Origin of the sequence: Nocardiopsis sp. NPDC006139, from assembly GCF_040614155.1 — a bacterium.
Classification (GTDB): domain Bacteria; phylum Actinomycetota; class Actinomycetes; order Streptosporangiales; family Streptosporangiaceae; genus Nocardiopsis; species Nocardiopsis changdeensis.
The window spans coordinates 39,086-65,231 of sequence record NZ_JBEXTT010000005.1 but is presented as its reverse complement, the minus strand read 5'-3'; the positions used below and the strand labels follow the sequence as shown (position 1 = coordinate 65,231).

The 26,146-nt window shown below is 74.3% G+C and carries 22 protein-coding genes; 11 read left to right on the top strand and 11 right to left on the bottom strand.

From position 1 onward, the window contains the following. The first annotated feature begins 180 nt into the window (after positions 1-180). On the top strand, positions 181-1,206 hold the full coding sequence (locus ABZ249_RS08095) for a hypothetical protein (protein WP_355258931.1): 1,026 nt from the start codon (positions 181-183) through the stop codon (positions 1,204-1,206). 108 nt (positions 1,207-1,314) lie between these two features. Here ABZ249_RS08095 and ABZ249_RS08090 read toward each other — a convergent pair whose 3' ends face one another. Genes ABZ249_RS08090 through ABZ249_RS08080 form a run of 3 tightly spaced genes read right to left on the bottom strand, consistent with a single transcriptional unit; the run spans position 1,315 to position 4,544 of the window. Beyond that, on the bottom strand, positions 1,315-2,841 hold the full coding sequence (locus ABZ249_RS08090) for a tripartite tricarboxylate transporter permease (RefSeq protein WP_355258928.1): 1,527 nt from the start codon (positions 2,839-2,841) through the stop codon (positions 1,315-1,317). A 9-nt stretch (positions 2,842-2,850) separates the two neighbouring features. After that, on the bottom strand, positions 2,851-3,528 hold the full coding sequence (locus ABZ249_RS08085) for a tripartite tricarboxylate transporter TctB family protein (protein ID WP_355258925.1): 678 nt from the start codon (positions 3,526-3,528) through the stop codon (positions 2,851-2,853). After that, positions 3,528-4,544 carry a tripartite tricarboxylate transporter substrate binding protein gene (locus ABZ249_RS08080; RefSeq protein WP_355258922.1) on the bottom strand — a complete coding sequence of 339 codons (1,017 nt, stop codon included), beginning with the start codon at positions 4,542-4,544 and terminating at the stop codon, positions 3,528-3,530. The genes ABZ249_RS08085 and ABZ249_RS08080 overlap by 1 nt, the downstream gene beginning before the upstream one ends. Before the next feature lie 142 nt (positions 4,545-4,686). On the opposite strand from ABZ249_RS08080, the gene ABZ249_RS08075 reads away from it, so the two are divergent. The 6 genes from ABZ249_RS08075 (at position 4,687) to ABZ249_RS08050 (ending at position 11,980) form a co-directional block, all read left to right on the top strand. Then, positions 4,687-5,562 carry a LysR family transcriptional regulator gene (locus ABZ249_RS08075; RefSeq protein ID WP_355258919.1) on the top strand — a complete coding sequence of 292 codons (876 nt, stop codon included), beginning with the start codon at positions 4,687-4,689 and terminating at the stop codon, positions 5,560-5,562. 189 nt (positions 5,563-5,751) lie between these two features. Next, the gene (gene kdgD, locus ABZ249_RS08070) at positions 5,752-6,657 is read left to right on the top strand and encodes a 5-dehydro-4-deoxyglucarate dehydratase (RefSeq protein ID WP_255647260.1); all 906 of its coding nucleotides are present in this window, start codon (positions 5,752-5,754) and stop codon (positions 6,655-6,657) included. Next, complete coding sequence (locus tag ABZ249_RS08065; RefSeq protein WP_355258916.1) at positions 6,658-8,286, top strand: aldehyde dehydrogenase (NADP(+)); 1,629 nt, start codon at positions 6,658-6,660, stop codon at positions 8,284-8,286. It begins immediately after the preceding gene. Beyond that, positions 8,286-9,611, top strand: coding sequence for an enolase C-terminal domain-like protein (locus ABZ249_RS08060; protein ID WP_355258913.1), 1,326 nt, complete (start codon positions 8,286-8,288; stop codon positions 9,609-9,611). Before ABZ249_RS08065 ends, ABZ249_RS08060 begins: the two co-directional genes overlap by 1 nt. A 26-nt stretch (positions 9,612-9,637) precedes the next feature. Continuing rightward, positions 9,638-10,837, top strand: coding sequence for a mandelate racemase/muconate lactonizing enzyme family protein (locus tag ABZ249_RS08055; RefSeq protein ID WP_355258910.1), 1,200 nt, complete (start codon positions 9,638-9,640; stop codon positions 10,835-10,837). 144 nt (positions 10,838-10,981) lie between these two features. Then, the gene (locus tag ABZ249_RS08050) at positions 10,982-11,980 is read left to right on the top strand and encodes a DUF389 domain-containing protein (RefSeq protein ID WP_355258907.1); all 999 of its coding nucleotides are present in this window, start codon (positions 10,982-10,984) and stop codon (positions 11,978-11,980) included. Positions 11,981-12,100: 120 nt separating this feature from the next. On the opposite strand, the gene ABZ249_RS08045 is transcribed toward ABZ249_RS08050, so the two are convergent. The 6 genes from ABZ249_RS08045 to ABZ249_RS08020 all read right to left on the bottom strand — a co-directional run bounded on the left by ABZ249_RS08045 (position 12,101) and on the right by ABZ249_RS08020 (position 19,488). Next, entirely contained in the window at positions 12,101-13,996 is a 1,896-nt protein-coding gene (locus ABZ249_RS08045) for an alkyl sulfatase dimerization domain-containing protein (protein ID WP_355258904.1), read from the bottom strand. Positions 13,997-14,168: 172 nt separating this feature from the next. Continuing rightward, entirely contained in the window at positions 14,169-15,575 is a 1,407-nt protein-coding gene (locus tag ABZ249_RS08040) for a glycosyltransferase family 2 protein (protein WP_355258901.1), read from the bottom strand. Further along, entirely contained in the window at positions 15,572-15,730 is a 159-nt protein-coding gene (locus ABZ249_RS08035) for an LPXTG cell wall anchor domain-containing protein (RefSeq protein ID WP_220561860.1), read from the bottom strand. Before ABZ249_RS08035 ends, ABZ249_RS08040 begins: the two co-directional genes overlap by 4 nt. Positions 15,731-15,928: 198 nt before the next feature. Then, positions 15,929-16,612 carry a GAP family protein gene (locus ABZ249_RS08030; protein ID WP_355258898.1) on the bottom strand — a complete coding sequence of 228 codons (684 nt, stop codon included), beginning with the start codon at positions 16,610-16,612 and terminating at the stop codon, positions 15,929-15,931. Positions 16,613-16,623: 11 nt separating this feature from the next. After that, complete coding sequence (locus ABZ249_RS08025; protein WP_355258895.1) at positions 16,624-18,378, bottom strand: SulP family inorganic anion transporter; 1,755 nt, start codon at positions 18,376-18,378, stop codon at positions 16,624-16,626. Between the two features lie 231 nt (positions 18,379-18,609). Continuing rightward, positions 18,610-19,488 (bottom strand): alpha/beta fold hydrolase, encoded by an 879-nt coding sequence (locus tag ABZ249_RS08020; protein ID WP_355258892.1) that lies wholly within the window; start codon positions 19,486-19,488, stop codon positions 18,610-18,612. Positions 19,489-19,592: 104 nt separating this feature from the next. On the opposite strand from ABZ249_RS08020, the gene ABZ249_RS08015 reads away from it, so the two are divergent. Next, positions 19,593-21,476: a BTAD domain-containing putative transcriptional regulator gene (locus ABZ249_RS08015; RefSeq protein WP_355258889.1), complete on the top strand. Its 1,884-nt coding sequence runs from the start codon at positions 19,593-19,595 to the stop codon at positions 21,474-21,476. 18 nt (positions 21,477-21,494) lie between these two features. On the opposite strand, the gene ABZ249_RS08010 is transcribed toward ABZ249_RS08015, so the two are convergent. After that, entirely contained in the window at positions 21,495-22,442 is a 948-nt protein-coding gene (locus tag ABZ249_RS08010; protein WP_355258886.1) for a VOC family protein, read from the bottom strand. Positions 22,443-22,510: 68 nt separating this feature from the next. Beyond that, positions 22,511-22,819: a GNAT family N-acetyltransferase gene (locus tag ABZ249_RS08005; RefSeq protein WP_355258883.1), complete on the bottom strand. Its 309-nt coding sequence runs from the start codon at positions 22,817-22,819 to the stop codon at positions 22,511-22,513. A gap of 370 nt (positions 22,820-23,189) precedes the next feature. Here ABZ249_RS08005 and ABZ249_RS08000 point away from each other — a divergent pair, with 370 nt between their 5' ends. From ABZ249_RS08000 to ABZ249_RS07990, 3 genes are all read left to right on the top strand, one after another. Then, entirely contained in the window at positions 23,190-24,149 is a 960-nt protein-coding gene (locus ABZ249_RS08000) for a DUF5996 family protein (protein WP_355258880.1), read from the top strand. 167 nt (positions 24,150-24,316) lie between these two features. Next, positions 24,317-24,781: a MarR family winged helix-turn-helix transcriptional regulator gene (locus tag ABZ249_RS07995; protein ID WP_220561865.1), complete on the top strand. Its 465-nt coding sequence runs from the start codon at positions 24,317-24,319 to the stop codon at positions 24,779-24,781. A gap of 242 nt (positions 24,782-25,023) precedes the next feature. After that, positions 25,024-26,076, top strand: coding sequence for a pirin family protein (locus ABZ249_RS07990; protein ID WP_355258877.1), 1,053 nt, complete (start codon positions 25,024-25,026; stop codon positions 26,074-26,076). Positions 26,077-26,146: the final 70 nt, after the last annotated feature.

The following is a 26,146-nucleotide window of genomic DNA, read 5'->3' as shown; positions in this document are numbered from 1 at the left end:
TGCGCATTAGTCCATGACTGTGAGCCGCGTCTCAGGGTTTCGTCAAGGGGTCCGCGGAGATTTCCGGCCGGTATCCGCAGAGTTTCGTTAATACGTATTAGAACCTTGACCAGCGCATCGCGCCTGGTCGAGACTCGGTGGCCATCGGTGCACCCCCGCCCCCTCCCGAAGGAACCCGAGATGTCCGAACCGAACCCCCGGGGAATCGACCGCCGGACCGCCCTGCTGGGCGCCGGAACCCTGGCCGCCGGCGCCCTGATCGCCGGCGGCGCGGCCGTCCCGGCGGCCGCCGCCCCCGCCGCTCCCCCGGCGCCCTCCACAGCGAAAGCGCTGCCCGCCTACCGGTTCGTGCGCGAGGCGCTCGACACCGCGAACCTGGCCTACAACCCGACCGGGGAGCTGATCTTCCCCTGCCTGCGGGGGACGGTCGGCCGCCTGTCCGACGCCCCCGGCCGCTACCTGCTCTACTACGCCCCGCACGACGCCCCGGGCGGGATCTGCCTGGCCTACGCCGACAGCCCCGAGGGCCCGTTCACCGAGCACCCGGGCAACCCGATCGTGTCCCGGGACTGGTCGCCGCACTACTCGGTGAGCCACGTGTCCTCGCCGCACGTCATGTGGAACACCCGGCACCGGGAGATGTGGCTGTACTTCCACGGCGAGAACACCACCACCCGGCTGGCCCGCTCCCGCAACGGGATCGACTTCACCTACCACGGCGTGGTGCTGAACACCGCGATGGTGCCGGGCACCACCGAGGCCTCCTACGCCCGGGTGTTCGAGCACCGGCTGGCGGACCGGGGCGCGGACTACGTCATGGTGTTCATGCGCAACGGGACGAACAATCACCGCGACATCGGGTGGGGGTGGTCGGCGGACGGGATCACCTTCGACTTCGCCCGCGAGCCGCTGGTCCGGCACTCCGACGTGGGGGTGGCGAACCTGTCCGGCCCCCACCTGGTGGTCCGGGGCGGGCGCACGCTGGTCGTCTACCACACGAGCGCCGGGGACATCCGGGCGACCGAGGTGGGCGCGGACTTCTCCCGGCGCGACCACCTGGGGGTGGTCCACACGCCGATGGCCGGTCCCCCGGACTCGGGGAGGTCGGCGGCGCCGTCCTTCGGCTCCGACCGGGGCGTGCAGTACATGTTCTACGAGGCGGGGCACCGCCTGGGCGCGACCATCGCCATCGCCCGCGCCGACTGACGCCGCGCCTCCCGCGGCGCCGCCCCCGTCCCGTACCCGGGGCGGGGGCGGCCCCGGACAGGGGGAAGGCCCCGGGGGATCCCGGGGCCTTCGCGGCGGGTGCGGGGCTCAGGCCCCGTCGCCGACCTTCTCGCGCTCGGCCGGGGCAGCGGCCGCGCGGCGGGCGAACAGCATCCGCGCCACCGGCAGGAGGACGACCACGAGCAGCAGCGCCAGCAGCGTTCCCGAGATGGGGCGCGTGGCGAAGCCCAGGACGTCGCCGTCGAACAGCAGCAGGGACCTGCGCAGCGAGCTCTCCAGCAGCGACCCCAGCACGAACGCCAGGACCAGGGGCCCGGGCTCGAACCCGAACTTCTTCATGAGGTAGCCCAGCACCCCGAAGACGACCACCAGGACGATGTCGAAGACGCTGTTGCGCACCGTGTACACGCCCACCAGGGTGATGAGCACCGTGATCGGGGCGAGGACCGCCGGGCGGATCCGCAGGATCCGCACGAAGAGGCCGACCAGGGGGATGCTCATGATCAGCAGCAGGATGTTGCCGATGTACATCGAGTTGATCACCCCCCAGAACAGCTCCGGCTCCTGGGAGACCAGCTGCGGCCCCGGCGGCACGCCCTGGATGAGCAGCGCCCCGAAGATGACCGCCATGGTGGCGTTGGCCGGGATCCCCAGCGTCAGCAGGGGGATGAACGACGAGGTGGCCGCCGCGTTGTTGGCGGTCTCCGGGGCGGCCACGCCCTCCACCGCGCCCCGGCCGAACCGCTCCGGGGTGCGGGACCGGCGCTTCTCCAGGGCGTAGGAGGCCATCGACGCCAGGGTGGCGCCGCCGCCCGGCAGGATGCCCAGGACGAAGCCCAGGACCGAGCCGCGGGCGATCGCCCCGGAGGACCGGCGCAGGTCGGAGCGGGAGGGCCAGGTGTTGGCGACCTTCACCGGGCCGGAGATCGCGCGGTGGCGCTGCTCCAGGTTGTGCAGGATCTCCCCGATGCCGAACAGGCCCATCGCGATCGGCACGAAGTCGAGCCCGTCGGCCAGGGCCAGGGAGTCGAACGTGAACCGCTCGGCGCCGGTGAAGGTGTCGCGGCCCACGGTCGCCAGCAGCAGGCCGAGCCCGGCGGCGACCAGCGCCTTGACCCGCCCGCCGTTGCCGACGGTGGCCACCAGCAGGATGCCCAGCAGGGCCAGCACCGTGTACTCCGGCGGGCCGAAGTCCAGCGCGAAGCCCGCGACCAGGGGGGCCACCACGGACAGGGCGACGATCGAGACCGTGCCGCCCGCGAAGGACCCGATGGCGGCGATCCCCAGCGCGGTCCCGGCGCGGCCCTGCTTGGCCAGCATGTGGCCGTCGAACACCGTCACCACCGACGAGGCCTCGCCGGGCAGGCGGAGCAGGACCGAGGTGATGGTGCCGCCGTACTGGGCGCCGTAGAAGATGCCCGCGAGCATGATGATCGCGGTCACGGGCTCGATGCCGAAGGTCAGGGGCAGCAGGATCGCGATGGTGGCCGCGGGGCCCAGTCCGGGCAGCACCCCGACCAGCATGCCGATCAGGACGCCGATCAGGCAGTAGAGCAGGTTGGTCGGTTCGAGGACGACGCCGAACCCGTTGATCATGGGGGCCAGGGAATCCATCGGCACTTCCTAGAAGAGGTGGGGGATCGGCACGGACAGCAGGCCCACGAAGACCGCGTAGAAGGCCGCGACGATGAGGACCGAGGCCACGGCGGACAGCCGCCAGGACTCGCCGCCGAGGAAGCGCAGCCACACGAACGCCAGCAGCGCCGAGGGGATCTCGAAGCCGATCGTGCCGATCAGGGCGATGAAGCCGGCCATCGTGCCGACCCCGGCGAGGATCTTCCACGAGGCGGCGGAGAAGGCCTCGGTGTCCGCGGTGCGGCGGGCCGTCCCCAGCAGGACGCACCCCAGCACGGTGATCGCGGCGCAGACGACCAGGGGCCAGGTGCCGGCCTCGGGCTCGGCCGGGGTGCCGACGCCCAGGAACCAGGAGGCGAGGCACCCGGCCGCGCCGAAGGCGGTGACCACGAGGGCGACCGCGACGTTGGCCGCCGGGCCCAACGGCTCCGGGGCGTCCTCGGGCCCGGCGTCCGCGTCCTGTACTTCCGCGTCCTGTACTTCCGCGTCCTGCGCTTCCACGCTCTCCGTTTCCGCCTCCGGCGCTCCGGGGTCCTTCGTGCCCATGGCGGGCTCGGAGGGCGCGGCGGCGGTGTCCGGAGCCTGCGGGGCGGCGTCCGGGGCGGGCGCCCCGCCGGAGGCCGGTCCGGCCTCCGGCACCACGGGCTTTCCGGGTCCGGCCCCCATCAGCCCTCTCCGCGCATGTCGATCCCGTACTCCTCGACCATGGCCCGGTAGGACTCCCGGGAGGCGTTCCACTCCTCCACCACCTGGGCGGGCTCGGTCTCGTGCGGGGTGAAGAAGTTGTCCTCGTTGAAGGTCCGGTACGCCTCGCCGGCGAAGACCTCGTCGAACGCCGAGCGCAGCGTCTCGACGACCTCCTGCGGGGTGCCGCCGGGGGCGACCACGGCCCGGTACTGGGAGACCAGCACGTCGTAGCCCTCCTCCGCGGCGGCGGGCACGTCGGGCAGGTACTGGTTGCGCTCGTCGGCGAAGGTGGCCAGCGGGGTCAGCTCGCCCGCCTCGATCTGCGGCATGGCCTCGCCGATCTGCACCACGCCCACGTCCACCTGCGAGCCCAGGACGGCGACCAGGGTGGGCGAGCCGCCGTCGAAGGGAACGGGGGTGCCCTCCACGCCCGCCTGCGCGAAGAGCAGCTCCTGCGCGAGTTGGCTGCCGGTGCCGACGCCGGTCGTGCCGTACTTGATGCCGTCGCCGTCGTCGACCAGGTCCTGGAGGGTGTCGAAGTCCGAGGAGGCGGCGGTGACGAGCACGTAGTCGTCCCGCGAGATGCCGGTGACCACCTCGAAGTCGGCCAGGTCGACGGCCTCGTCCTCGGCCACGGCCAGCGGGGTGATGGCGACCAGGGAGGCGTTGATGACCATGAGGTTCTGGCCGTCGGGCTCCTGGGCGGCGAGCTCGCCCGCGGCCAGGGCGCCGTTGGCGCCGGGGGTGTTGACGACGGGCATCGCGACGCCCAGCGGCTCCTGGGCGCCCTCGGCCAGGGCGCGGGCGATGAGGTCGGTGCTGCCTCCGGGGTCCTGGCCGACGAGGAGGTCGATCGGACCCCGGGGGTAGTCGCCGCCACCGCCGCCCCCGCCCGACAGGTTCCCGCCGCAGGCCGAGGCGGTCAGCGAGAGGCCGAGGGCCGCGGCGGCGGCCGCCGTGCGGCGCGCGTAACGCCCGCGCGGTGTGTGGGTCATGTTTCCTCCTGCTTGCGATGCCGTACCGGGGGGCCGGCGCATCTGTGAACGGGGTCACGCGTTCGGGTGAGTGGCAGCATAGAAAGCCTCGATCATGCATGTCCAAGTCGAATGCGGCATAAGCTGATACCTTCAGGGCATCATGTTCTCTTTCGAGCAACTGCGGGGTTTCGTCGCGGTCGCGGAGGAACTGCACTTCGGCCGGGCCGCCGAGCGCCTGTCGATGACCCAGCCCCCGCTGAGCCGCCAGATCCAGAAGCTGGAGCGCGAGGTCGGGGTCCTGCTCCTGGAGCGCGACCGCCGCCACGTGGTCCTCACCGCCGCCGGGGAGGCCTTCCTGGCCGAGGCCCGGCGCCTGCTCGCCCTGGCCGAGCGCGCCCCCGACCTGGCGCGGCGGATCTCGGCCGGGTCCAGCGGCACCCTGCACATCGGGTTCACCGCGGCCTCCTCCTACGGGGTCCTGGGCCGCCTGCTCAACACCGTGGAGGAGCAGCTCCCCGAGATCGACATCGAGCTGTCGGAGATGGTCACCCGCGAGCAGGTCGCGGCGCTCTCCTCCGGGGAGCTCGACCTGGGCCTGGGCCGCCCGCCGTTCGACTCGGAGCTCTTCGGATCCCGGGTCCAGCACCGCGAGCAGCTGCTCGTGGCCGTGCCGCGGGACCACCCGCTGGCGGCGCGGCCGGGGCCGCTGCGGCCCGACGACCTCATCGACGTGCCGCTGATCATGCACTCCCCCATCAAGGCGCGGTACTTCTACGACCTGGTGGTGAGCCTGCTGCCCATCTCCCACCAGAACGTCGTCCACACGGTCAGCCAGGTGCTGACGATGGTGTGGCTGGTCGCGGCGGGCCGGGGCATCGCCTTCGTGCCGGCCTCGGCCACCGGCCTGGGCGTGGAGGGCGTGGTCTACCAGGCGCTGGAGGGGCTGCCCGAGGACCCGGTGGAGCTGCACCTGATCTGGCCGCGGGCCACGCGCAACCCCGTCGTCCGGCGCGTCCTGGAGATCGGCCCCGGCTGAGGGCGCCCGCCTCCCCCGTCGGCGGGACCCGGCCCGGAACACGAGGACCTTGATGCCCCCCCGGTATCAGTTGATGCAAAACCAGTCTTGGACAGCATCGAAACTCACTCCGTACGGTAACGGCAACACACCCGCGGGCACCGGCCCACCGGGCCGCCCCCACCTACGCGAGGACGACGCGTGAACCCGATGCACCCCGATGACCTGGCACGGAGGCTCTCCCTGGGCCTCCTGTCCTTCCCCGTGACCCACTTCGACGCCGACCTCGCCTTCGACGAGGACCGTTACCGGGAGCACCTGTCCTGGCAGGCCGAGCACGACGTGGCGGGCCTGTTCGCCGCGGGCGGCACCGGCGAGGGCTTCTCCCTCACCCCCGAGGAGATCGACCGCGTGGTGCGCGCCGCGGTCGGCGAGGTCGGCGGGCGCGTGCCCGTGCTCGCCCCGGCGACCGGCGGCACCGCCGCGGCCGCCGCCCAGGCCCGCGCCGCCCAGGAGGCGGGCGCGGACGGCGTCCTGCTGCTGCCGCCCTACCTCACCGAGGCCGGGCAGGAGGGCCTGATCGAGCACGTGAGCGCCGTGTGCCGGGCCACCGACCTGGGCGTGATCGTCTACAGCCGGGCCAACGCCGTGTACACCCACCACACGGTGGCCGCCCTCGCCGAGCGCAACCCCAACCTCATCGGCCTCAAGGACGGCGTCGGGGACATCGAGGCGATGACGCGCACCTACGCCACCGTCGGGGACCGCCTCATCTACATCGGCGGCCTGCCGACCGCCGAGACCTTCGCCCTGCCCCTGACGGAGCTGGGCGTGACCACCTACTCTTCGGCGATGTACAACTTCGTCCCCGGGTTCGCCCTGGAGTTCTTCGCCGCGGTCCGCTCCCGGGACCGGGCGGAGGTCTACCGCAGGCTCAACGAGTTCGTGCTGCCGTACCTGGAGATCCGCGACCGGGGCCGCGGCTACGCCGTCTCCATCGTCAAGGCCGGGCTGGACGCCGTCGGCCGCCACGGCGGGCCGGTCCGCCCGCCGCTGACCGCCCTCGCCGAGGACGAGTGCGCGGAACTCGCCGCCCTGATCCGAAAGGTCTCCTGAATGTCCGAGCACACCGCCTCCGCGACCGCGGCCCTGGACGGCCGCCCCCTCGTGGCGGGGCGGCCCGTGGAGGGGGCCGCCGGCTCCCTGCTCGCGGTCGACCCCGCCACCGGCGAGGAGTTCGGCCCGCCCATCGGGCTGGTGGACGCGGCCCAGATCGAGGAGGCCACCCGGGCCGCGGAGGAGGCGTTCGACGCCTTCCGCTCCCAGACCCCGGCCGAGCGCGCCGCCTTCCTGCGCCGCGCCGCCGACAACATCGACGGGCTGGGCGAGGAGCTGGTGGACCGGGCGGTGCGCGAGACGGGCCTGCCCCGCGCCCGCATCGAGGGCGAGCGCGCCCGCACCACCGGCCAGCTGCGCATGTTCGCCGGCATCGTCGAGCGGGGCGACGCCCTCCAGGCCCGGATCGACCCCGCGCTGCCCGACCGCGCCCCGCTGCCCCGCCCCGACCTGCGCCTCGTGCACATCCCGGTCGGGCCGGTCGCCGTCTTCGGCGCGAGCAACTTCCCGCTGGCCTTCTCCACGGCGGGCGGCGACACCGCGTCGGCGCTGGCCGCGGGCTGCCCCGTGGTGGTCAAGGGGCACAACGCCCACCCCGGCACCGCGCTGCTGGTCGGACGCGCCGTGGCGGACGCCGTCGCCGCCTCCGGGCTGCCGCCGGGCGTGTTCTCCGTGTTGTTCGGCGCGGGGAACGACATCGGCCGGGCCCTGGTGACCGACCCCCGGATCAGGGCCGTGGCCTTCACCGGCTCGCGGGCCGGGGGCCGGGCCCTGATGGACCTCGCCGCCGCCCGGCCCGAGCCCGTCCCCGTGTTCGCCGAGATGTCCTCGGTCAACCCGGTCGTGATCCTCCCCGGCGCCCGCGCCGGCGAGGGCGCGACCGCGCTTGCCGACGCCTACGTCGCCTCCCTCACCCTGGGCTCGGGGCAGTTCTGCACCAACCCCGGGGTGGTGTTCGTCCCCGAGGGCCCGGACGGCGACCGGTTCGTCGACCGCGCCGCGCGGCTCGTGTCCGAGGCGGCCGGGAACACCATGCTCACCGCCGGCATCGCCGCCGCCTTCGACCGGGGCGTGCGGGCGCTGGAGGACCACCCCGACACCGAGGCCGCCGCCCGGGGCGAGGCCGGACCCGGCCCCAACGCCCCGGCCCCCGCGCTGTTCACCGTGGACGGGGATGCCTTCGCCGCCGACCCCCGCCTCCAGGAGGAGGTGTTCGGCGCCGCGGGCCTGCTGGTCCGCCACTCCTCGGCGCAGGCGCTGGCCGGGACCCTGGAGCGGATGGAGGGCCAACTCACCGCCACCCTGCACGCCGACGCCGGGGACCCCGGCGACCTGGCCGCGGCGCACGCGCTGCTGCCGGTCCTGGAGCGGCGCGCCGGGCGGCTGCTGTTCGGCGGCTGGCCGACCGGGGTCGAGGTCGCGCACGCCATGGTGCACGGCGGCCCCTACCCCGCCACCTCCGACTCCCGCGGCACCTCCGTGGGCGGCCTCGCCCTGAACCGCTTCCTGCGGCCGGTCTCCTACCAGGGGATGCCCGACGCCCTGCTGCCGCCCGCGCTGCGGGAGGGCGACCCCTGGCGGCTGGACCGGCGGATCGACGGCACGCTGGTGCCGGGAGGACAGGCCTGATGAGCACACCCGTCATCACCTCCGTCGAGGTCGTCCCCGTCGCCGGGCACGACAGCATGCTGCTCAACCTCAGCGGCGCGCACGGCCCCTTCTTCACCCGCAACATCGCGATCCTCACCGACAGCGAGGGGCGCACCGGGCTGGGCGAGGTGCCGGGCGGAGAGGCGATCCGGTCCACGATCGCCGACGCCGCCGACCTCGTCGTCGGCCGCCCCGTGGCCGAGCTCAACCCGCTCCTGCGACGGGTGCAGGACGCCTTCGCCGACCGGGACCGGGGCGGTCGGGGGCGGCAGACCTTCGACCTGCGCACCACCGTGCACGCGGTCACCGCCCTGGAGTCGGCCCTGCTCGACCTGCTGGGGCAGCACCTGGGCGTGCCCGTGTGCGACCTGCTCGGCGAGGGCCGCAGGCGCGACCGGGTGCCCATGCTGGGCTACCTGTTCTACATCGGGGCCCGGGCCCTGACACCGCTCCCCTACCTCGCCGAGAAGGAGCCCGCCGACGACTGGGAGCGGCTGCGGCGCGAACCCGCGCTCACGCCGGAGGCCGTGGTGGCGCTGGCCGAGGCCGCCGCGGACCGGTACGGGTTCCGCGACTTCAAGCTCAAGGGCGGGGTGTTCTCCGGGGAGGAGGAGGTGGCCGCCGTCCGGGCACTGGCCGCGCGCTTCCCCGACGCCCGCATCACCCTGGACCCCAACGGCGCCTGGTCGCTGGCCGAGGCGGTCGCCCTCTGCTCGGACCTGCACGGCGTGCTCGCCTACGCCGAGGACCCGTGCGGCGCCGAGGACGGCTACTCCTCCCGCGAGGTGATGGCGGAGTTCCGGCGGGCCACCGGCCTGCCCACGGCCACCAACATGATCGCCACCGACTGGCGGCAGCTGGCGCACAGCGTCCGCACGCACGCGGTGGACATCCCGCTGGCGGACCCGCACTTCTGGACGATGCGCGGCTCGGTGCGGGTGGCCCAGCTGTGCCGGGACTTCGGGCTCACCTGGGGGTCGCACTCCAACAACCACTTCGACATCTCCCTGGCGATGTTCACCCACGTGGGCGCCGCCGCCCCCGGGCCGATCACGGCCCTGGACACGCACTGGATCTGGCAGGACGGACAGGCGCTGACCCGGCGGCCGCCGCGCATCGAGGACGGCGGGATCACCGTCCCGACCGCGCCCGGCCTGGGCGTGGAGCTGGACCGCGACGCCCTGGACGCGGCCCACCGGCTCTACCTGGAGCACGGGCTGGGCGCGCGCGACGACGCCGCAGCGATGCAGTACCTGATCCCCGGATGGGCCTTCGACCCCGACCGCCCGGCCCTGGTCCGCTGACACCGCCCCCTTCCCTTGGAGCCCTCATGAACACCCCCTCACCGTCCGCCGGGACCCCGAGCGCCGCGCCGGAGCGCGGCGGCGCGGCCGACCGGATCGCCTCGGTCTCCCTCTCCCGGGTCGACCTCCCCCTGGCCGCCCCGATCAGCGACGCCAAGGTGCTGACCGGGCGCCAGCGGCCGCTCACCTCGGTGTCGATGCTGTTCGCCGAGATCCGCACCGAGGAGGGGCTGGAGGGGATCGGCTACACCTACTCCAAGCGGGCCGGCGGGCCGGGCCAGTACGCCCACGCCCGCGAGGTGGCGCACGAGCTGGTCGGCGAGGACCCCAGCGACATCCAGCGCCTGTGGACCCGCCTGGTGTGGGCGGGGGCGTCGGTGGGCCGCAGCGGCCTGGCGGTCCAGGCGATCGCCGCCATGGACATCGCGCTGTGGGACCTCAAGGCCAAGCGGGCCGGCCTGCCCCTGGCCAAGCTGCTCGGCGCGCACCGGGACGCCGTGGACTGCTACAACACCTCCGGCGGGTTCCTGTCCTCGCCGCTGGAGGAGGTCGTGGAGAACACCCGGGCCGCCCGGGCGGCGGGCATCGGCGGGATCAAGATCAAGGTCGGGCACCCCGACAGGCGGGTCGACCTGGCCCGGGTGGCCGCGGTCCGCGAGGAGCTCGGCGACTTCCCGCTCATGGTGGACGCCAACCAGCAGTGGAACCGGAGCACGGCGGTGCGCATGGGGCGGCTGCTGGAGGAGTTCGACCTGGTCTGGATCGAGGAGCCGCTGGACGCCTACGACGCCGAGGGTCACGCGGCCCTGGCCCGCGAGCTGGCCACGCCGATCGCCACCGGCGAGATGCTCACCAGCGTGGCCGAGCACGAGGAGCTGCTGCGGGCCGGCGCGGTGGACTTCATGCAGCCGGACGCGCCGCGCGTCGGCGGGATCACCCCCTTCCTGGAGATCATGGCGCGCGGCCGGCGGGCCGGGGTGCGCATGGCCCCGCACTTCGCGATGGAGATCCACCTGCACCTGGCGGCGGCCTACGAGATCGACCCGTGGGTCGAGCACTTCGACTGGCTGGAGCCGCTCTTCGAGGAGCGGCTGGAGATCGCGGACGGGCGCATGCGCGTCCCGGACCGGCCGGGGCTGGGGTTCTCGCTCAGCGAGCGGGCGCGCGAGTGGACCGCGCAGCAGGCGTTCGTGGACGCCGACGGGGTGCGGGACGTGCGGGGCTGACCCCCGCGTCGCCCGGGCGCGGCCCCGCCTCCGGCTCCGGCCGGGCGCGGGGCCGCTCCGTGTGCCCGGCCGCCGTCCGGACCGCCGCGGGCGCCCCCGTCGTGCCTTCGCCGCTCCCGGGACGCGCGTCGCGATACTCGACCCATGCTCAGCGGAATCCTCGAACGCGTCCTGCCCGCCTCGCAACTGCGCAGCCCGGACGACCTGCTGGACGACCTCGACCTGTCCACGGGGGACAGCCGTGCCAAGAGATCGGCGTTCTGGACGATGCTCACGCTGTCCGCGCTCATCGCCGCCGGGGGCGTCCTGACCGACTCCACGGCCACGGTGATCGGCGCGATGATCATCGCGCCGCTGTCCACCCCGATCATGGGGATCGCCCTGGGCATCGTCCGCCGGAGCCGGACCGACTCGGTCCGGACGGTCGTGCTGGGGTGCCTGCTCGTGATCGGTGTCGGCGTGGTGTTCTCCCTGGTCGTGCCCGGGGGCTACGACCTGCTCCAGAACGGCCAGGTCGCCGGGCGGACCTCCCCGGGGCTGCTGGACCTCGTCGCCGCCCTGGCCACCGGGGCGGCCGGGGCGGTGGGCCTGTGCCGCCGCGACGTGGCCGCGGTCCTGCCGGGGGTGGCGATCGCGATCTCCCTGGTCCCGCCCCTGGTCGTGGTGGGCGTGTGCCTGGGGCAGGGCGCGCTGTGGCTGTCGGCGGGGGCCGCGGTGCTGTTCCTGTCCAACCTGCTCGCCCTGGTCTTCGCGGGCATGGTGGTGTTCGCGGCCTCCGGGCACGGCGTCCCCGACGGGGACGGGGCCGCCCGGTCCGGGCGCAGGCCGCGGATCGTCCTGGGCGCGCTGTTCGCGGTCGTGTTCGTCCTGCTGGCCGTCAACACCACCGCCACCATCCTGATCGCGGTGTGGACGCACCGGGTCGAGGAGGCCGCCGACCGCTGGATCGCGCGGCAGCCGGACGCGTCGGTCACCCGCGTGTACACCGCCTCCCGGACGATGCACGTCGAGGTGCGCGCCCGGGAGGTGCCGCCGGTCGGCTCCCTCCTGGCCGACCTGCGCGGCCGGGTCCCCGACCGGCTCGTGATCGTGGTGGAGACCACGCGCGGCGAGTTCGTCGAGGCCGGGCCGGTCGGACGGTGACCGGGGCCGGCGCGACGCGGCGGCCGGGGGCGTACGAACGCCCCCGGCCGCCGGGCCGCTCCGTCGGCGGGGTGCGGGTCCCGGGCGCCCGCCGGGGGCGCCGGCCCGGCCCGCCTCCCCTCAGGGGGTGACGATCGGGAAGTCGGGGCGCGCCTCGTCCAGGACGGCCGTCAGCCGCCGGAGCACGCCGGCGTCCCCCTCGTGCTCGATCCCGTCCAGGTCGCCCGTGGACAGCAGCTCGAGCAGTTCCGGCTTGGACAGGGTCAGCGTCAGGTCGGCGCCGCCGCCCTTGGGGTCGGGGTAGTGGATGAGCACCCCGTTGGACAGCAGCGCCCGGTACCGCTCGCCGCTGTCGGTCATGTGCAGGTCCAGCGACAGCTTCTCCTTCCAGGCGCGCGGCCCGTCGACGCGGATGCCCACCGAGTCGAGGATCTGGGTGACGCTGAGCGCCGACGCCATGCTCTCGGCCAGGGCGATGGCCGTGGGCGGCACCCCCTCGCGCAGCTCCTGCGCGCCGACCAGGAAGAAGTTGCGCCAGGTGGCGCACTCGGCCCCGTGGCCGAGCCGGGTCAGCACCTCGGCCAGCAGGTCTTTCGCCCCGGCGTGGTCGGGGTCGGCGAAGACGGCGTGCGAGGCCAGCTCGGCGGCGAACCTGAGGTCGTCCTCCTCGGCGAAGGAGCGGGCCCGGTCCACGAGGGCGTCGACCCCGCCCATGGCCTTGGCGTAGCGCTCCCCCTGGGCCTGGGGCGGGTGCTGCCACAGGTGGGCGGGGTTGCCGTCGAACCAGCCCATGTAGCGCTGGTAGACGGCCTTGATGTTGTGCGAGACGGAGCCGTAGTAGCCGCGGATGCTCCACGCCCGCTCCAGACCGGGCGGGAGCGGCAGCTCCTCGGCGATCTCGATGCCCGTCGACCCCTTGTTCATCATCCGGAGCGTCTGGTCGTGCAGGTAGGCGTACATGTCGCGCTGCTCGGTGAGGAACCCGCGGATGTCCTCGGTGCCCCAGGTCGGCCAGTGGTGGGAGGCGAACACGACGTCGGAGTCGTCGGCGAACAGCTCGATGGTCTCGTTGAGGTAGCGCGACCACATGCGGGCGTCGCGGACCTGGGCGCCGCGCAGGGTGAGCAGGTTGTGCAGGGTGTGGCAGGCGTTCTCGGCGGTGCACAGGGCGCGGCGCTCGGGGAGGTGGAAGTTCATCTCCGCGGGGGCCTCGGTGCCCGGGGTCATCTGGAAGACGAACCGGACCCCGTCCAGGGTCTCCTCCTGGCCGGTGCGGGTGATCTCCAGGGTCGGCGGGATCAGCCCCACCTTCCCCTGGGAGGTGCCCGGGCCCAGGCCCACCCCCACGAACCCCTCGGGGCCGTGGTCGAGCGCGAAGGCGGTGAAGTACATGCCGCGCCGGATCATGGCGGTGCCGGCGTAGACGTTCTCCGAGACCGCGTGCTCCATGAAGTGCTCCGGGGCCACGATCGGCACCCTGCCGGAGGCGACGTCGGCCTCGTCCACGACCCCGGCCACGCCGCCGAAGTGGTCCAGGTGCGGGTGGGTGTAGACGACCGCGGTGACGGGGCGGTCGCCGCGGTGCTCGCGGTACAGCTTCAGCCCCGCGGCGGCGACCTCCTCCGAGACCAGCGGGTCGATGACGACCACCCCGGTGTCGCCCTCGATGAGGGTCATGTTGGACAGGTCCATGCCGCGGATCTGGTAGACGCCCTCGACGACCTCGAACAGGCCGTTGATCGCCGTCAGCCTGCTCTGCCGCCACAGGTGCGGGTGGACGGTCGGCGGCGCGGTCTCGGCGCCGTCGAGGAGGAAGGAGAAGTCGCGCACGTCCCAGACGGTCCTGCCGTCCTCACCGGTGATGTGCTGTGGGCCGGGGGCGATGAACCCGCGGCCGGCGTTGTCGAAGTCCGCGGTGTCGTCCGGGGAGGGCTCCGCGGAGGCGGTGTGGTCGTCCCCCGCCCTGGTCCGCGGAACGCCTGCGGTCCTGCTCCCGGTCTCGGTGGCACGCGCCATGGACCCCTCCTGAAGATGCGCTGTTCGGTCCGGGGCAACCCCCGAACCGTGAAAGTTCCGGGTCGGATCTACCCGTCCCGCGCCCGGATCAGGGCCAAGGGGCGGTCAACGTCTCTTTTGCCGGGGCGGCGCGGAGGGCGGCGCCCGGGTCCGGGGGCCGCCCTCCGGCGCCTCACCGCGCCGCGGCCTCCGACGGCAGGGAGACCTCGACCCGGTCGCGGGTCCCCCAGTCGGCGATGCGCCCGCAGGTGAGCATCGCGTACAGGTACAGGGGCCTCAGGAGGACGAGCCTCCACAGCGTGGCCACCGGTGCCAGCAGGAACAGCAGGAACCTCTGGAGCACCGTCTCGTCCGAGCGCACGATGGTGAAGATCCGCAGCGTCATCAGGTAGCCGACGGCCGTCCCGATCACCAGCGCGGCCACGGCGATGTCCCCCGCCTGCGCCCGCAGCCCCGGGTGGGCCAGGATCAGCAGGGGGATCGCGTACCCCAGGAACAGGTGGAGGTACTCCAGCACCGTCACCCAGAACACGACGCCCCGCACCGGCATGTAGCGCAGCCACCACAGGTGCCGGACGGTCGTGCCGCGCATCCAGCGCAGCTGCTGGCCGAAGTAGTGCCCGGCGCGCTCGGGCACCAGGGTGAAGACCAGCGACGAGGGCTGGTGGACCGTGTCGCCTTCGAGCAGCGCGTAGAAGGTGAGCATGGAGTCGTCGTTCATCTGCATCGGACGGCCCATGAAGGTCTCGTTCTCGTAGACCCCGGCCCGGTCGCGGACCAGGTGGGCCCGGTAGAAGGCCAGCGTCCCCGAGTTGATCGTGACCCGGCGCAGGACCGACTGAGCGCTGCGCAGCCCCCGGGTGAACGGCAGGTACAGCAGGCCGGTCATCCGGGTCAGCAGGTTGGTGCTCCGGTTGAGGACGATGACGTGCCCGGCGACCGACTGCACCTTCGGGTCGGCGAAGGGCGCGAGCCCCTCCCGCACGGCGTGCCGGTCCATGACCGAGTCGCTGTCGAGCGTCACGAAGACGTCCGCGTCGTCCTGGGCGAGGACGTGCATCTGGGCGTAGCGCTTGCCCCGGTTCGGGGTGCGGTCCCAGGTCGCCTCCACCCCCGCGGCGGCCGCCCGCTCCAGGAACCGGTCCCGGATGTCGGCGTAGTCGACCGCCTCCCCGGTGTCGGGGTCGGCGGAGCCGTCGTCGACGACCCGGACCCGGTCCACCGGGCGGCTCTGCTCCAGGACCGAGCGCAGGCACATCTCCAGCACCCGGGGGTCCTCGTTGTAGACCGGGATCTGCACGGTGACGAACAGGCGGTCGAGTTCGGCCGCCTGCTCGCCGGTGGCCCGCATCGGGCGCTCGAACCAGGCCAGCGGGACCCACCACAGCAGGGCGAAGCACGCGAGCCACACCAGCCCCAGACTGGTCTCGGATCCCATCCCGTGGCGGACCGTCACCACGAGGTGCGCCGCACCCCATGCGAAGAATCCGCTCAGGGCCAGCGCCGCGAGCGCGGCGGCCATTCCGGGGCGCACGCAGCGCGCGGTCGGAAGCTCCTCGGGGCCGTGTTCCGTCGTCACTCGGTCGGACCCCGGTCCGGACGGAACGAGAACCTGATGAAGAGCGCTCCGACGAGCGTCAGCACCAGCCCGATGGCGATGAGCCACAGGTGTCCCGTGGCGAGGCCCGTGGCCGCCAGTGTGGCTCCCGACCCCGTTGCCGATCCGTAGGGCATGGCCCTCCCTTTCATGCTTTCCCGATGGAACGGCTCCCACTGTTCCATCCCCCTTTACGGGGTTTCGGTCCGGCGGTGAAAGTTTCACACCAAGAGAACCCAAGGAAAACGCAAATTCGAAGGGACGAAAAGGACAGGGCGATCCTTCGAAGAAATGCCGGATATCCGCACATGAGGAAGGAGGGTCCGGCAGGGCGTTCAGGAGAGCAGGGTCCCCAGCCCCTTGGCGGCGAAGACGCCGCCGAAGACGAACAGCACGGTCATGGTGACGGTGTCGTTGTTGGCGATCAGCCAGGTGCGCGCCCGCTCCAGGGCCCGGCGCCCGCGCTCCCCGGAAACGGCGGCCGCGATCACCGGCACGAGCAGGCCGAGGCTGCCCAATAGGGCGAAGACCAGGGCGGCCGCCGGTGTCCCACCGGCCCCCGGGCCGAACGCCGCGATCGCCACGCCGCCGCCGGCCGCCATCGCCAGGCTCTTGGGGTTGGCCCCGGCCAGCAGCGCCGCCAGCCCCACGACCCTGCCGGCGCCCATGGAGTCGATGGCGGTCAGCCAGGCGGGCGGCGCGGGGTCGGCCCCCTCGGGCCGTTTCATGTGGTCCCTCAGGTTCTTGACCGCGACCAGCAGCAACAGCAGGCCCAGCAGCAGCTGCACCCAGCCGACCCACGCCGGGGAGTCCCCGGCGGCGGTGGTGTCCCCGGCTCCGGCGATGAGCGCCACCGCGGTGGAGACGACGAAGACGACGCCCGCCCAGGTGAGGACGAAGACCAGGGCCTTGCCCCGGCCGCCCGGGGCCATGAGCAGCAGGATCACGGCCACGATCGGCAGCGGGGCGGCGATCAGCCCCAGTGCGAACGGCAGGACCTGCGCGAGTGCGTTGAGCACGGTTCCTCCGGTCAGTCGTCGGATGCGGGACGGCGTTCGGTTCCGGTCCCCGGGCCGCCGCGGATGCGGGCGCGGGCGGCCCGCACCGCCTCCTCCACCGACGGGTACAGCACCTCGGGGTGGTGCAGCAGGTCGCGGACCTGGCCCAGGTCGCGGGCGAGGAACAGGTCGGCCCCGTGTCCGGACAGCCCGTCGGCGAGCCGGTCGAGCATGCGCGCGGCGGTGGCGTCCACGAAGGGCACCGCGCGCATGTCCAAAACCACCGCCCGCACGTCCCGCGGGCGGGCCGCGTCCACGAGCCGGTCGTGCACGTACTCGGAGTTGGCGAAGTACAGGCCGCTCTCCACCCGCAGTACGGCCACCCGGTCCTCGGCGGCCGCGGCGGGGTCGCGCGCGCGGTCCACCCACCGGGGGGAGGCACCCCCGGGCCCGGTGACCCTGCCCAGTTCGGCCAGGTGGGGGCGGGATGAGCGGCGCAGCAGGAGCAGCAGCGAGATGCCCACGCCGACCAGCAGGCCCTGGAGGGTGCCCAGCAGCAGCACGCCGAGCAGGGCGGCGACGGCGCCCAGGAAGTCGGTCCGGGCGGCCAGGCCGTAGACGGCGGTCAGCGCCGGGGTGGCGAGCCGGTACAGCTCCCGCAGCGCGGCCGCGTCCACCAGTTCCAGGACGGCGGAGACCACCACGGCGGCCAGCACCGCCTCGGGCAGCTTCTCGAACAGGCCGGTGAGGAACAGCAGGGTGAGGACCGTGAGCAGTGCGGCGGTCAGCCCGGACACCTGGGAGCGGGCCCCGGCCGCGCCGTTGACGGCGGTCTTGGACAGGCTGCCGTTGACCACCATGCCCGAGCACAGCCCCGAGGCCAGGTTGGCGCCGCCCAGGCCGAGGAGTTCGCGGTCGGGGTCGATGCGGTCCCCCGACTTGGCGGCGTAGGTGCGGGCCGCCCCGAGCCCCTCGGCGAACCCCACCAGGGCGATGCCCGCCGCGCCCGCGACCAGGGCCCCGTACTGCGACAGCGCCAGGTCCGGCGGCCCCACCGGCGGGAGCCCGCCGGGCAGCGGGCCCACGATGTCCAGGCCGTGGCGGTCCAGGCCGAAGACCCAGGTGGCGCCCACGGCCAGGATCACCACCACCAGGGAGGCGGGGACCACCGGAAGGAAGCGCTTGAGCAGCAGCAGCGCGGCCAGGGCGGACAGGCCCACGGCCAGGGTGAGCGGGTCGGTGTCCCCCAGGCCCGAGAGGAACCCCCACAGCCTGCCGAAGAACTCGCCCTCGCCGCCCTCCGTCCCGGTGAGCTTGGGCAGCTGGCCGACGATGATGGTCAGCGCCAGGCCGATCACGAACCCCTTGAGGACGGGCTCGGAGATGAAGGAGGCCACGAACCCCAGGCGCAGCAGGCCCGCGACCAGCGCGATCACACCGGTGACCAGGGCCAGTGCCGCGGTGATGGCCACCGCGTCCCCGCCACCGCCGACCGCCGCGGCCACCACGGACGCGGACAGCAGGGCCGTGGAGGACATCGGCCCGACCACCAGCTGGCGGGAGGACCCCAGCAGGGCGTACAGGACCAGGGCGACGGGGGCGGCGTACAGGCCGACGATCGGCGGGACCCCGGCGATGGTGGCGTAGGCGATGGACTCCGGGACCAGGACCGCCCACACGGTGAGCCCCGCGACCACGTCGCCGCGCAGCCATGCCCGCCGGAACCCCCGGAAGCCCGGCGGAACCCAACGCCGGCGGTCCCCGGGAGCCGTCCCGGTGGAATCCATACCCTCACCCTTCGTCGTCCCGCCCCGGCCCCGTGCCGGCCCGCCGCGCGCGGGCGGCGGGGCGGTCGTGCCGGGGCTCTGCCGTCGGCGGTGGGGGGCGGGCGCACGCGCCGCGACGGGCTCGGATCCCGACGCGGCGGCAGGGTCAGGTGTCCCCGAGGGCGGGGCGCGGGCACATCCCGGTTCGGTACGGGATCGGCAAAGAACGCCCCGCCCCCGGGGAGCGCCCGCTCACCTGCGCAGCAGGGCGCGGATCGCCTCCGTGATCTCCTCCGGCGCCGACTCGGCCATGAAGTGCCCGGCGTCCAGGGTGCGGTGCTCCAGGTCGGTGGCCCACCGGCCCCACAGGCCCGCGGCGTCGTAGCCGAGCGCCGCGCCCCAGTCCTGCTGGATCACCGTGACCGGCATGTCCAGGGTCCGCCCGGCCGCGCGGTCGGTGCGGTCGTGTTCGAGGTCGATCCCGGCGGAGGCGCGGTAGTCGGCCACGATCGACGGGACGGCCTCGCGCGAGGCCCGCAGGTACTCGGCCCGGACGTCGGCGGGGATCGCCCGGTCGTCGGCCCCCCAGCCGTCGATGAAGCTCGCGAAGAAGTCGTCGGCGACCGCGGAGATCATGCGCTCCGGGAACCCGGGCGGCTGGGCCATCAGGTAGAGGTGGAAGGCCACGCGGGCGTCGGCGCCGTGCAGCACGTCCCACATGTCCAGGGTCGGCAGGACGTCCAGGGACAGCAGGTGCGTGACGGTGCCGGGGTGGTCGAGCCCGGCGCGGAAGGCGACGAGCGCGCCCCGGTCGTGCCCGGCCAGGGCGAAGCGCTCGTGCCCCAGGGCAGCGGCCAGCGCGACGACGTCGGCGGCCATGGTGCGCTTGGCGTAGGTGTCGGGGCCGGACTCGGCGGGCTTGCCGCTGGCCCCGTACCCGCGCAGGTCGGGGCAGATGACGGTGTGGTCGGCCGCCAGCGCGGGGGCGACGTGCCGCCACATCAGGTGGGTCTGCGGGAAGCCGTGCAGCAGGACGACGGCGGGGCCGGTGCCCAGGACGGCGGCGGTGATCGGGACGCCGGGGGCCACCTCGACGGTGACGGTCTCGGAGCCGGGGATGGTGCGGGACATGGATACCTCTCTCGGTGCGTGGAGCCTGACACCGACGAGCATCGCGGGCGCCGATCAGTGTCCGATCAGTACCGGTGCCGGGCACCGGTGCTAGCGTCACGACGGTGCACACCTGGGATCTGCGCGTCCTCGGCCCGGTGCGGGTCGTCGGCGCCGACGGGCGGCCGGTCGCGCTGGGCGGCCGGCGCCAGCGCGAACTGCTCTGCCTGCTGCTGACCGCCCGCGGGCGGGTGGTCGGCGTGGAGCGGCTGGTCGACGAGCTGTGGCCGGACGACCCGCCGCCGCGCGCCAAGGGCGCGGTGCGCACCTTCGTCTCCGACCTGCGGCGGGCGCTCGAGGCCGACCGGCGGCGGCCGCGGGTGCTGGTCACCGAGGGCGCGGGGTACGCGCTGCGGCCGCCGCCGGAGTGCGTCGACGTCCGCCGGGCGGAGCGGTGGGCGGAGCAGGCGGGCGGGGCGCCGCCCGAGGAGGCGGCCCGCCTTCTGGGTGACGCCCTGGCGCAGTGGCGCGGGGAGCCCTTCGAGGAGTTCGCCGACGCGGAATGGGCGCGGGCGGAGCGGGCCCGGCTGGCGGAGCTGCGCGTGCGCACGGTCGAACGGCTCGCCCGGGCGCGGCTGGACACCGGGCGGATCGACGAGGCGGTCGCCTCGCTGAGCGCCCTGGTGGGCTCCCACCCCTGGCGCGAGGAGGCCTGGCGGCTGCTGGCGCTGGGGCTGTACCGAGGCGGCCGGCGGCGCGACGCCCTGGCGGCGCTCGCCGGGGCCCGCGCGCGGCTGGTCGACGAACTCGGGCTGGACCCCGACCCCCGGCTGGCGGAGCTGGAGGTGCGCATCCTGCGCGGCGACCCGGCGCTGCGGTCGCCGGCGTCGGAGCGGGACGTGTGGTCGAACGCCGCGGCGGCGTACGCGGCCGTCCCGGCGCGCAGCCGGCTGGAGACGACGGCCGCGCTCATCTCCGACCTGGCGGTGTCGGGGGCGGTGGCGGCCGCGGCGGAGCAGCGGCTGGAGGCGATCACGGCGGCCGAGCGGTTCGGCGACCCGGAACTGACGGCGCGCGTCATCGGCCGGTTCGACGTCCCGGGGGTATGGACGCGCTCGGACGACCCGGAGGGCGCGGCGTCGGTCGTCGCCGCGGCGGAGCGGACCCTGGACCGGCTCGGCGACGGCGGGAGCCGGGCGGCGCGGGCGCGGCTGCTGGCGACCGTCGCGATGGAGAGCCGCGGCACCGCGGACCGCGGGGCGCAGGCGCGCGAGGCGGAGCGGATCGCCCGGGAGCTGGGGGACCCGCGGCTGCTGTGCACGGCGCTGGCGGGGCGGCTGATGCAGGAGTTCGGGCGCACGGGGCTGGCGGGGCGGCGCCGCGACCTGGCGGCGGAGGTCGTGGACGTGGCGGTGGACCACGACCTGGCGACATTCGAGGTCCACGGGCGGATCAGCCGGATGCAGGCGCTCAGCGCGCTGGGGCTGTTCGCCGAGGCGGACGCGGACGCGGAGCGGGTGGACGCCCTGGCCGACCGGTTCGACCGGCCGCTCGCCGGGGTCTTCACGGCCCTCTACCGCCGCATGCGCGAGGACCGCCCGCCCGCCGAGGCCGCCGCGGTCCTGGCCCGCTCCGGCATGGCCGGTCTGGCCGAGGGCACCGCGGCGCTCCTGGAGGCCGCGTCCCTCCCCGACGGCGGCGGGGCCGGCCCGGCCCCGGACCTGGACCCGGGCTCGTACGCACCCTGGGTCCTGCCCTGGCTCGCCGCCCGCGCCGGCGACCGCGACCGCGCCCGGGCCCTCCTGGACGCCGTTCCCGCTCCCCCGCACGACCTCCTCCAGGAGGCGCTGTGGCTCCTCGTACTCAAGGCCGCCCGCCTCGCCGGCCACCCGGAGGCCCTGAGCCGCGCCGCCGACGCCCTGCGCCCGGCCGCCGCCGAGCGCGCCGCCGGCAGCGCCCTCCTGGACCTCGGCCCCATCGCCCCCTGGCTCCCCGCCCCGCCCCGGTGACCCGCCCGCCCGGGGACTCTAGTCCTGGTCGGGGCCGGTTCCGGTCGGCTCGGCCTCCGGGCCGGGCTCCGGGGTCGGGGTCTCCGCCGTGGCGGGCGGGGTCGTGGCCACGCTGAGGCGGACGGCGTTGGCCCACGGGTCCTCGAAGGCGACCGTCCGGCCGTCGTCGCGGACCGGGACGCGGTAGTGCCGCATGCGCTCGGTGAGTTCGCCGACGTCGTCGGGTGACGGCACCTCGATGTCCACCCGCCCCAGGCCGAGGGTCTGCCGGCGCCGCCCGGCCCCGCGGCTGTTCCACACGTTCATCGCCATGTGGTGGTGGTAGCCGCCGGCGCTGACGAACACGGCCTGGTCCCCCAGGGACAGCGTCACGTCGAAGCCCAGCTTGGTGGAGTAGAAGTCGCGCGCCGTCTCCACGTCGCCGACGGAGAGGTGGATGTGGCCGACCCGCGCGTCCCCGATCGGCTCCCCGGCGAGCCCGCGCTCGTCGAGGTGGTCGCGCAGGAAGGCGTTCGGGTCGAGGAAGAGGGTGTTCATCTCGACCCGGCCGTGGGTCCAGCTCCACTGCGTGCGGTCGCGGTCCCAGTACAGCTCGACGCCGTTGCCCTCGGGGTCGTCGAAGTAGAACGCCTTGCTGACCAGGTGGTCGCTGGAGCCGGTGAACGACCCCGGGCGCAGGCGCGCGACGGAGTAGACCGCCGAGGCCAGGGCGGCCTCCGTGTCGAAGAGGATCGCGGTGTGGAACAGCCCCGCGTCCCGCGGTGAGGCGTGGCGCAGGCCGGGGGTGTGCACGAGGACGACGGCGGGTCGGCCGGGGCGTCCGAGGGTCACCTGCGGCCCGGCCTGCTCCAGGACTGACAGGCCGACCCCGTCGCGGTAGTAGGCGGTCATCGCGTCCAGGTCCGCGACGTTGAGGGTGACGGCGCCCATCGAGGTGCCGGCTGCGAGACGTGTCGGTGTGCTCATGCCCCCGTCAACTAACTTGAACGTTCAACCATTCCCGTCGCGGTTGCACGGCCCGCCCCCCGACCCGCTCAGTCCTCCACCCTGCTGCGGGACCGGTACAGCAGATCCTGGTAGTCGGGGTGGCGGGCGATCCAGCCCGCGAAGAAGGGGCAGGTCGCCAGCACCCGCAGGTTCGCGGCCCGCGCCTCGTCGAGGGCTGCGCGGGCCAGCGCGGACCCGACCCCCCTGCCCCCGTACTCCGGGCCGACCTCGGTGTGCACGAACGCGATGAGCTCCGGCGTACGGATGTACTCCGCGACGCCCGCGACCCCGGACTCCCCGTCGACACGGGCCTCGTAGCGCTTGGCCTCGGGCGCGTCCCTCACTTCGACCGCCATGCGGCCCCTCCCTCTGTTCGATCGACCGGCTCCCCGCGCCGCCCGATCCTGTCGGCACACCGATTCGCCGATGCGGCGAACCGGTGTCGGGCGCCCGCGCCACGGACGGCCCGGCTCCATCCGAGTGGATGACGCGTCCACTATTCAGGGTCGGTACTTGACGTGTCAACCGATCGGCCTCGGAAACCCCGGAACCCGACGTACAGGGGATTCCCGCTACCGAAAAGTTGATTCATCATCTACCATCCGGAGGGCGCGTCGATCACCGCCGTCGCACCCGCGCCGCAGGAGGGGCGGCGCGGCGCCCGCCCGCAGGACACGTACACGACCGCCCCGCCACCCCGGCGACACAGCGAAGGAAGTGACGACCATGACCGGCCCGTCGACGACGAACTGGCCCGTCCTGCGGGTCTCGGACTGGACGCCCACCCGCGACACCCTGCACATGTGGACCCAGATCGTGGGCAAGATCCGCATGGCCCACACACCGCTGGTCAACCACTGGTGGCAGGTGACCCTCTACGTCAGCCCGCGCGGGCTGACGACGTCGGCCGTCCCCCACCGCTCGGGGGCCTTCGAGATCGAGTTCGACTTCATCGGCCACCGGCTGGAGGTCCGCAGCAGCGACGGCGGCGTGCAGAGCCTTCCGCTGCGGCCGATGGCGGTCGCCGAGTTCTACGCCCGCGTCCTGGACATGCTCGACCGGCTCGGGATCGAGGCGCCGATCCGGCCGCGGCCCAACGAGGTCGACCCGGCCATCCCCTTCGCCGAGGACCACGAGCACGCCTCCTACGACGGCGAGGCGGCCGCCCTGTTCTGGCGCCAGCTGCTCCAGGCGAACCGGGTGATGGGCGAGTTCCGGTCGCACTTCGTCGGCAAGGTCAGCCCGGTGCACTTCTTCTGGGGGGCCATGGACCTCGCCTGCACCCGCTTCTCCGGGCGGTCGGCGCCGCCGCACCCGGGCGGGGCCCCCAACTGCGGGGACTGGGTCATGGTCGAGGGGTACTCGCGGGAGCTGTCCAGCTGCGGGTTCTGGCCCGGCGGCGGCGAGGAGGGCGCCTTCTACTCCTACGCCTACCCCGCACCCGAGGGCTTCGCCGACCACCCGGTCGGCCCCGAGGGCGCGTACTACAGCACCGAGTACCAACAGTTCCTGTTCCCCTACGAGGCCGCCCGCTCCGCGCCCGACCCCGACCGCGCGGTCGCGGAGTTCCTGCGCACCACCTACGAGGCCGCCGCGGACCTCGGGCGCTGGGACCGCACCGCGCTGGAGGACGACCCCCTGCGGTGGCGGGAGGAGGCGGCGCCCCGGGCGAACGGCGAGGGCTGACCGGGGCCGCCCGCCGGGCCTCGGCGGCGGGACCGCCGCGGCCTGCCGGCCCGCGCACCGGAGCGGGGCCCGGCGGGCGGGTCGGCGGGCGCCTCCCCACCGGGGGCGCACCGGCGCCGATCGGGTTCAAGTGGATGAGGTGTCAACCACTTCGTTACACTGCGCCCATGAACGCGACGCCGCGCTGGCTGGCCCCGGACGAGAAGGCGGCCTGGGACGGCTTCATCCGGATGCAGGAGACGCTGCTGGGGCGCCTGGGCAGGCTCCTCCAGGCCGACTCGGGGATGTCCGCCTCCGACTACATCGTGCTCGCCAACCTCACGGAGGCGGGCGGGCGGATGCGCTTCCTGGAACTGGCCAGGCTGGTGCACTGGGAGAAGAGCCGCATGTCCCACCAGGTCTCCCGGATGGCGAAGCGCGGGCTGGTGGCCAAGGAGGACTGCCCCGACGACGCCCGCGGCGCGTTCGTCGTCGTCACCCCGGAGGGGTACGAGGCGATCGAGGACGCCGCGCCCCAGCACGTCGAGCACGTTCGCCGCCTGTTCATCGACGCCCTGACGCCGCACCAGCTCAGCACCTTCGCCCGGCTCACCAGGCGCGTCTCGGACCACATGGCCGAGCAGCCGGACTGACCGAACACCACGGCGGGGATCCCGCCTGGAGGGGACGGGGAGGGTGTACGCCCGGCACGGGCCGTCCCGGACTCCGCGCGGCACCGTCAGGGGAGACGGGGCCGTCGGCGCGGGGCGTCCGGCCCGTCCCGTCCCCCACCGCGGTGCACCGAAGGGGACCTCACACCGCCCGGGGCGGAGGGAGCACGGAACCGTCTCCGTGCACACCGAGTCCGTGCCCGCCGACCAGAAGGAAGAGCGCGATGACCAACCAAGAGACCCGGCCGGACACGCACGTGTGCGCCGACGGCGGCCTGCCCGGGCCGCTGGCCGCACGCGAGGACGGAGTGCCGGTCGAGATCATCACCGCCCGCGACGTGCCCCTGGGCGGGCCGCGCGCGATGAACGTGCGCCGCACCCTGCCGCAGCGCCAGCGCTCGCTGATCGGGGCGTGGTGCTTCATCGACCACTACGGCCCCGACGACGTGGCGGCCACCGGCGGCATGGACGTGGCACCGCACCCGCACACGGGGCTGCAGACGGTCAGCTGGCTGTTCGAGGGGGCCATCGCCCACATCGACTCCGGCGGCCACAGCGCGGACGTCCTCCCCGGGGAGGTCAACCTGATGACGGCGGGGGCGGGCATCTGCCACTCCGAGACCTCCACCGCGGACTCCGGCCGACTCCACGGGGTCCAGCTCTGGGTCGCCCTGCCGGAGGAGGCCAGGCACAACCCGGAGCGCGGGTTCGAGCACTTCGTCCCCGAACCCGTCGGGTTCCCCGGGGGCTCCGCGCTGGTCTTCCTCGGCTCGCTGCTGGGCTCGCGGTCGCCGGTGGCCACGTACACGCCGCTGGTGGGCGCCGAGCTGCGCCTCGACCCCGGCGCGGAGCTCACCCTCTCCGTCGACCCCGGGTTCGAGCACGGGCTCCTGGTGGACACGGGCGGGAGCGTCACCCTCGAAGGGGTGCACGTCCCCAAGGACGCCCTGGGCTACACCGGCATCGGCGCCCGGACGCTGCGCGTCGCCAACGGGGGCTCCGAGCCGGCCCGGCTCGTGCTCCTGGGCGGCGCCCCCTTCGGCGAGGAGGTCGTCATGTGGTGGAACTTCCTGGGCCGGACGACGGAGGAGATCAGCCGGTACCGCGAGGAGTGGGAGGCCCAGGGCGAGCGGTTCGGCCGCGTCGAGGGGTACGTGGGTCACGGCGGCCCGGGCAGGAACCGCGAGGGGATGTCCAGGATCCCCGCCCCGGAGCTGCCCCCGGTCCGGATGCGGCCGCGCAAGAACCCGCCGCCCCACGCGCAGCTCAACGGCTGACCGGCGCCGCCTGTCCCGTCGGCCGTGCCGGTCCCGCCGGCCCGGCCGCCACCCGCCCCGCACGGGCGCA

Bases quoted from the DNA above. Each gene is read 5' to 3' on its own strand.
- ABZ249_RS08000 (WP_355258880.1), top strand. From the start codon at position 23,190: ATGACCGGCCCGTCGACGACGAACTGGCCCGTCCTGCGGGTCTCGGAC.
- ABZ249_RS08025 (WP_355258895.1), bottom strand. From the start codon at position 18,378: ATGGATTCCACCGGGACGGCTCCCGGGGACCGCCGGCGTTGGGTTCCG.
- ABZ249_RS08085 (WP_355258925.1), bottom strand. From the start codon at position 3,528: ATGGGGGCCGGACCCGGAAAGCCCGTGGTGCCGGAGGCCGGACCGGCC.
- ABZ249_RS08035 (WP_220561860.1), bottom strand. From the start codon at position 15,730: ATGCCCTACGGATCGGCAACGGGGTCGGGAGCCACACTGGCGGCCACG.
- ABZ249_RS08045 (WP_355258904.1), bottom strand. From the start codon at position 13,996: ATGGCGCGTGCCACCGAGACCGGGAGCAGGACCGCAGGCGTTCCGCGG.
- ABZ249_RS07990 (WP_355258877.1), top strand. From the start codon at position 25,024: ATGACCAACCAAGAGACCCGGCCGGACACGCACGTGTGCGCCGACGGC.
- ABZ249_RS08095 (WP_355258931.1), top strand. From the start codon at position 181: ATGTCCGAACCGAACCCCCGGGGAATCGACCGCCGGACCGCCCTGCTG.
- ABZ249_RS08010 (WP_355258886.1), bottom strand. From the start codon at position 22,442: ATGAGCACACCGACACGTCTCGCAGCCGGCACCTCGATGGGCGCCGTC.
- kdgD (WP_255647260.1), top strand. From the start codon at position 5,752: ATGCACCCCGATGACCTGGCACGGAGGCTCTCCCTGGGCCTCCTGTCC.
- ABZ249_RS08065 (WP_355258916.1), top strand. From the start codon at position 6,658: ATGTCCGAGCACACCGCCTCCGCGACCGCGGCCCTGGACGGCCGCCCC.
- ABZ249_RS08090 (WP_355258928.1), bottom strand. From the start codon at position 2,841: ATGGATTCCCTGGCCCCCATGATCAACGGGTTCGGCGTCGTCCTCGAA.
- ABZ249_RS08055 (WP_355258910.1), top strand. From the start codon at position 9,638: ATGAACACCCCCTCACCGTCCGCCGGGACCCCGAGCGCCGCGCCGGAG.
- ABZ249_RS08075 (WP_355258919.1), top strand. From the start codon at position 4,687: ATGTTCTCTTTCGAGCAACTGCGGGGTTTCGTCGCGGTCGCGGAGGAA.
- ABZ249_RS08050 (WP_355258907.1), top strand. From the start codon at position 10,982: ATGCTCAGCGGAATCCTCGAACGCGTCCTGCCCGCCTCGCAACTGCGC.
- ABZ249_RS08080 (WP_355258922.1), bottom strand. From the start codon at position 4,544: ATGACCCACACACCGCGCGGGCGTTACGCGCGCCGCACGGCGGCCGCC.
- ABZ249_RS08020 (WP_355258892.1), bottom strand. From the start codon at position 19,488: ATGTCCCGCACCATCCCCGGCTCCGAGACCGTCACCGTCGAGGTGGCC.
- ABZ249_RS07995 (WP_220561865.1), top strand. From the start codon at position 24,317: ATGAACGCGACGCCGCGCTGGCTGGCCCCGGACGAGAAGGCGGCCTGG.
- ABZ249_RS08005 (WP_355258883.1), bottom strand. From the start codon at position 22,819: ATGGCGGTCGAAGTGAGGGACGCGCCCGAGGCCAAGCGCTACGAGGCC.
- ABZ249_RS08060 (WP_355258913.1), top strand. From the start codon at position 8,286: ATGAGCACACCCGTCATCACCTCCGTCGAGGTCGTCCCCGTCGCCGGG.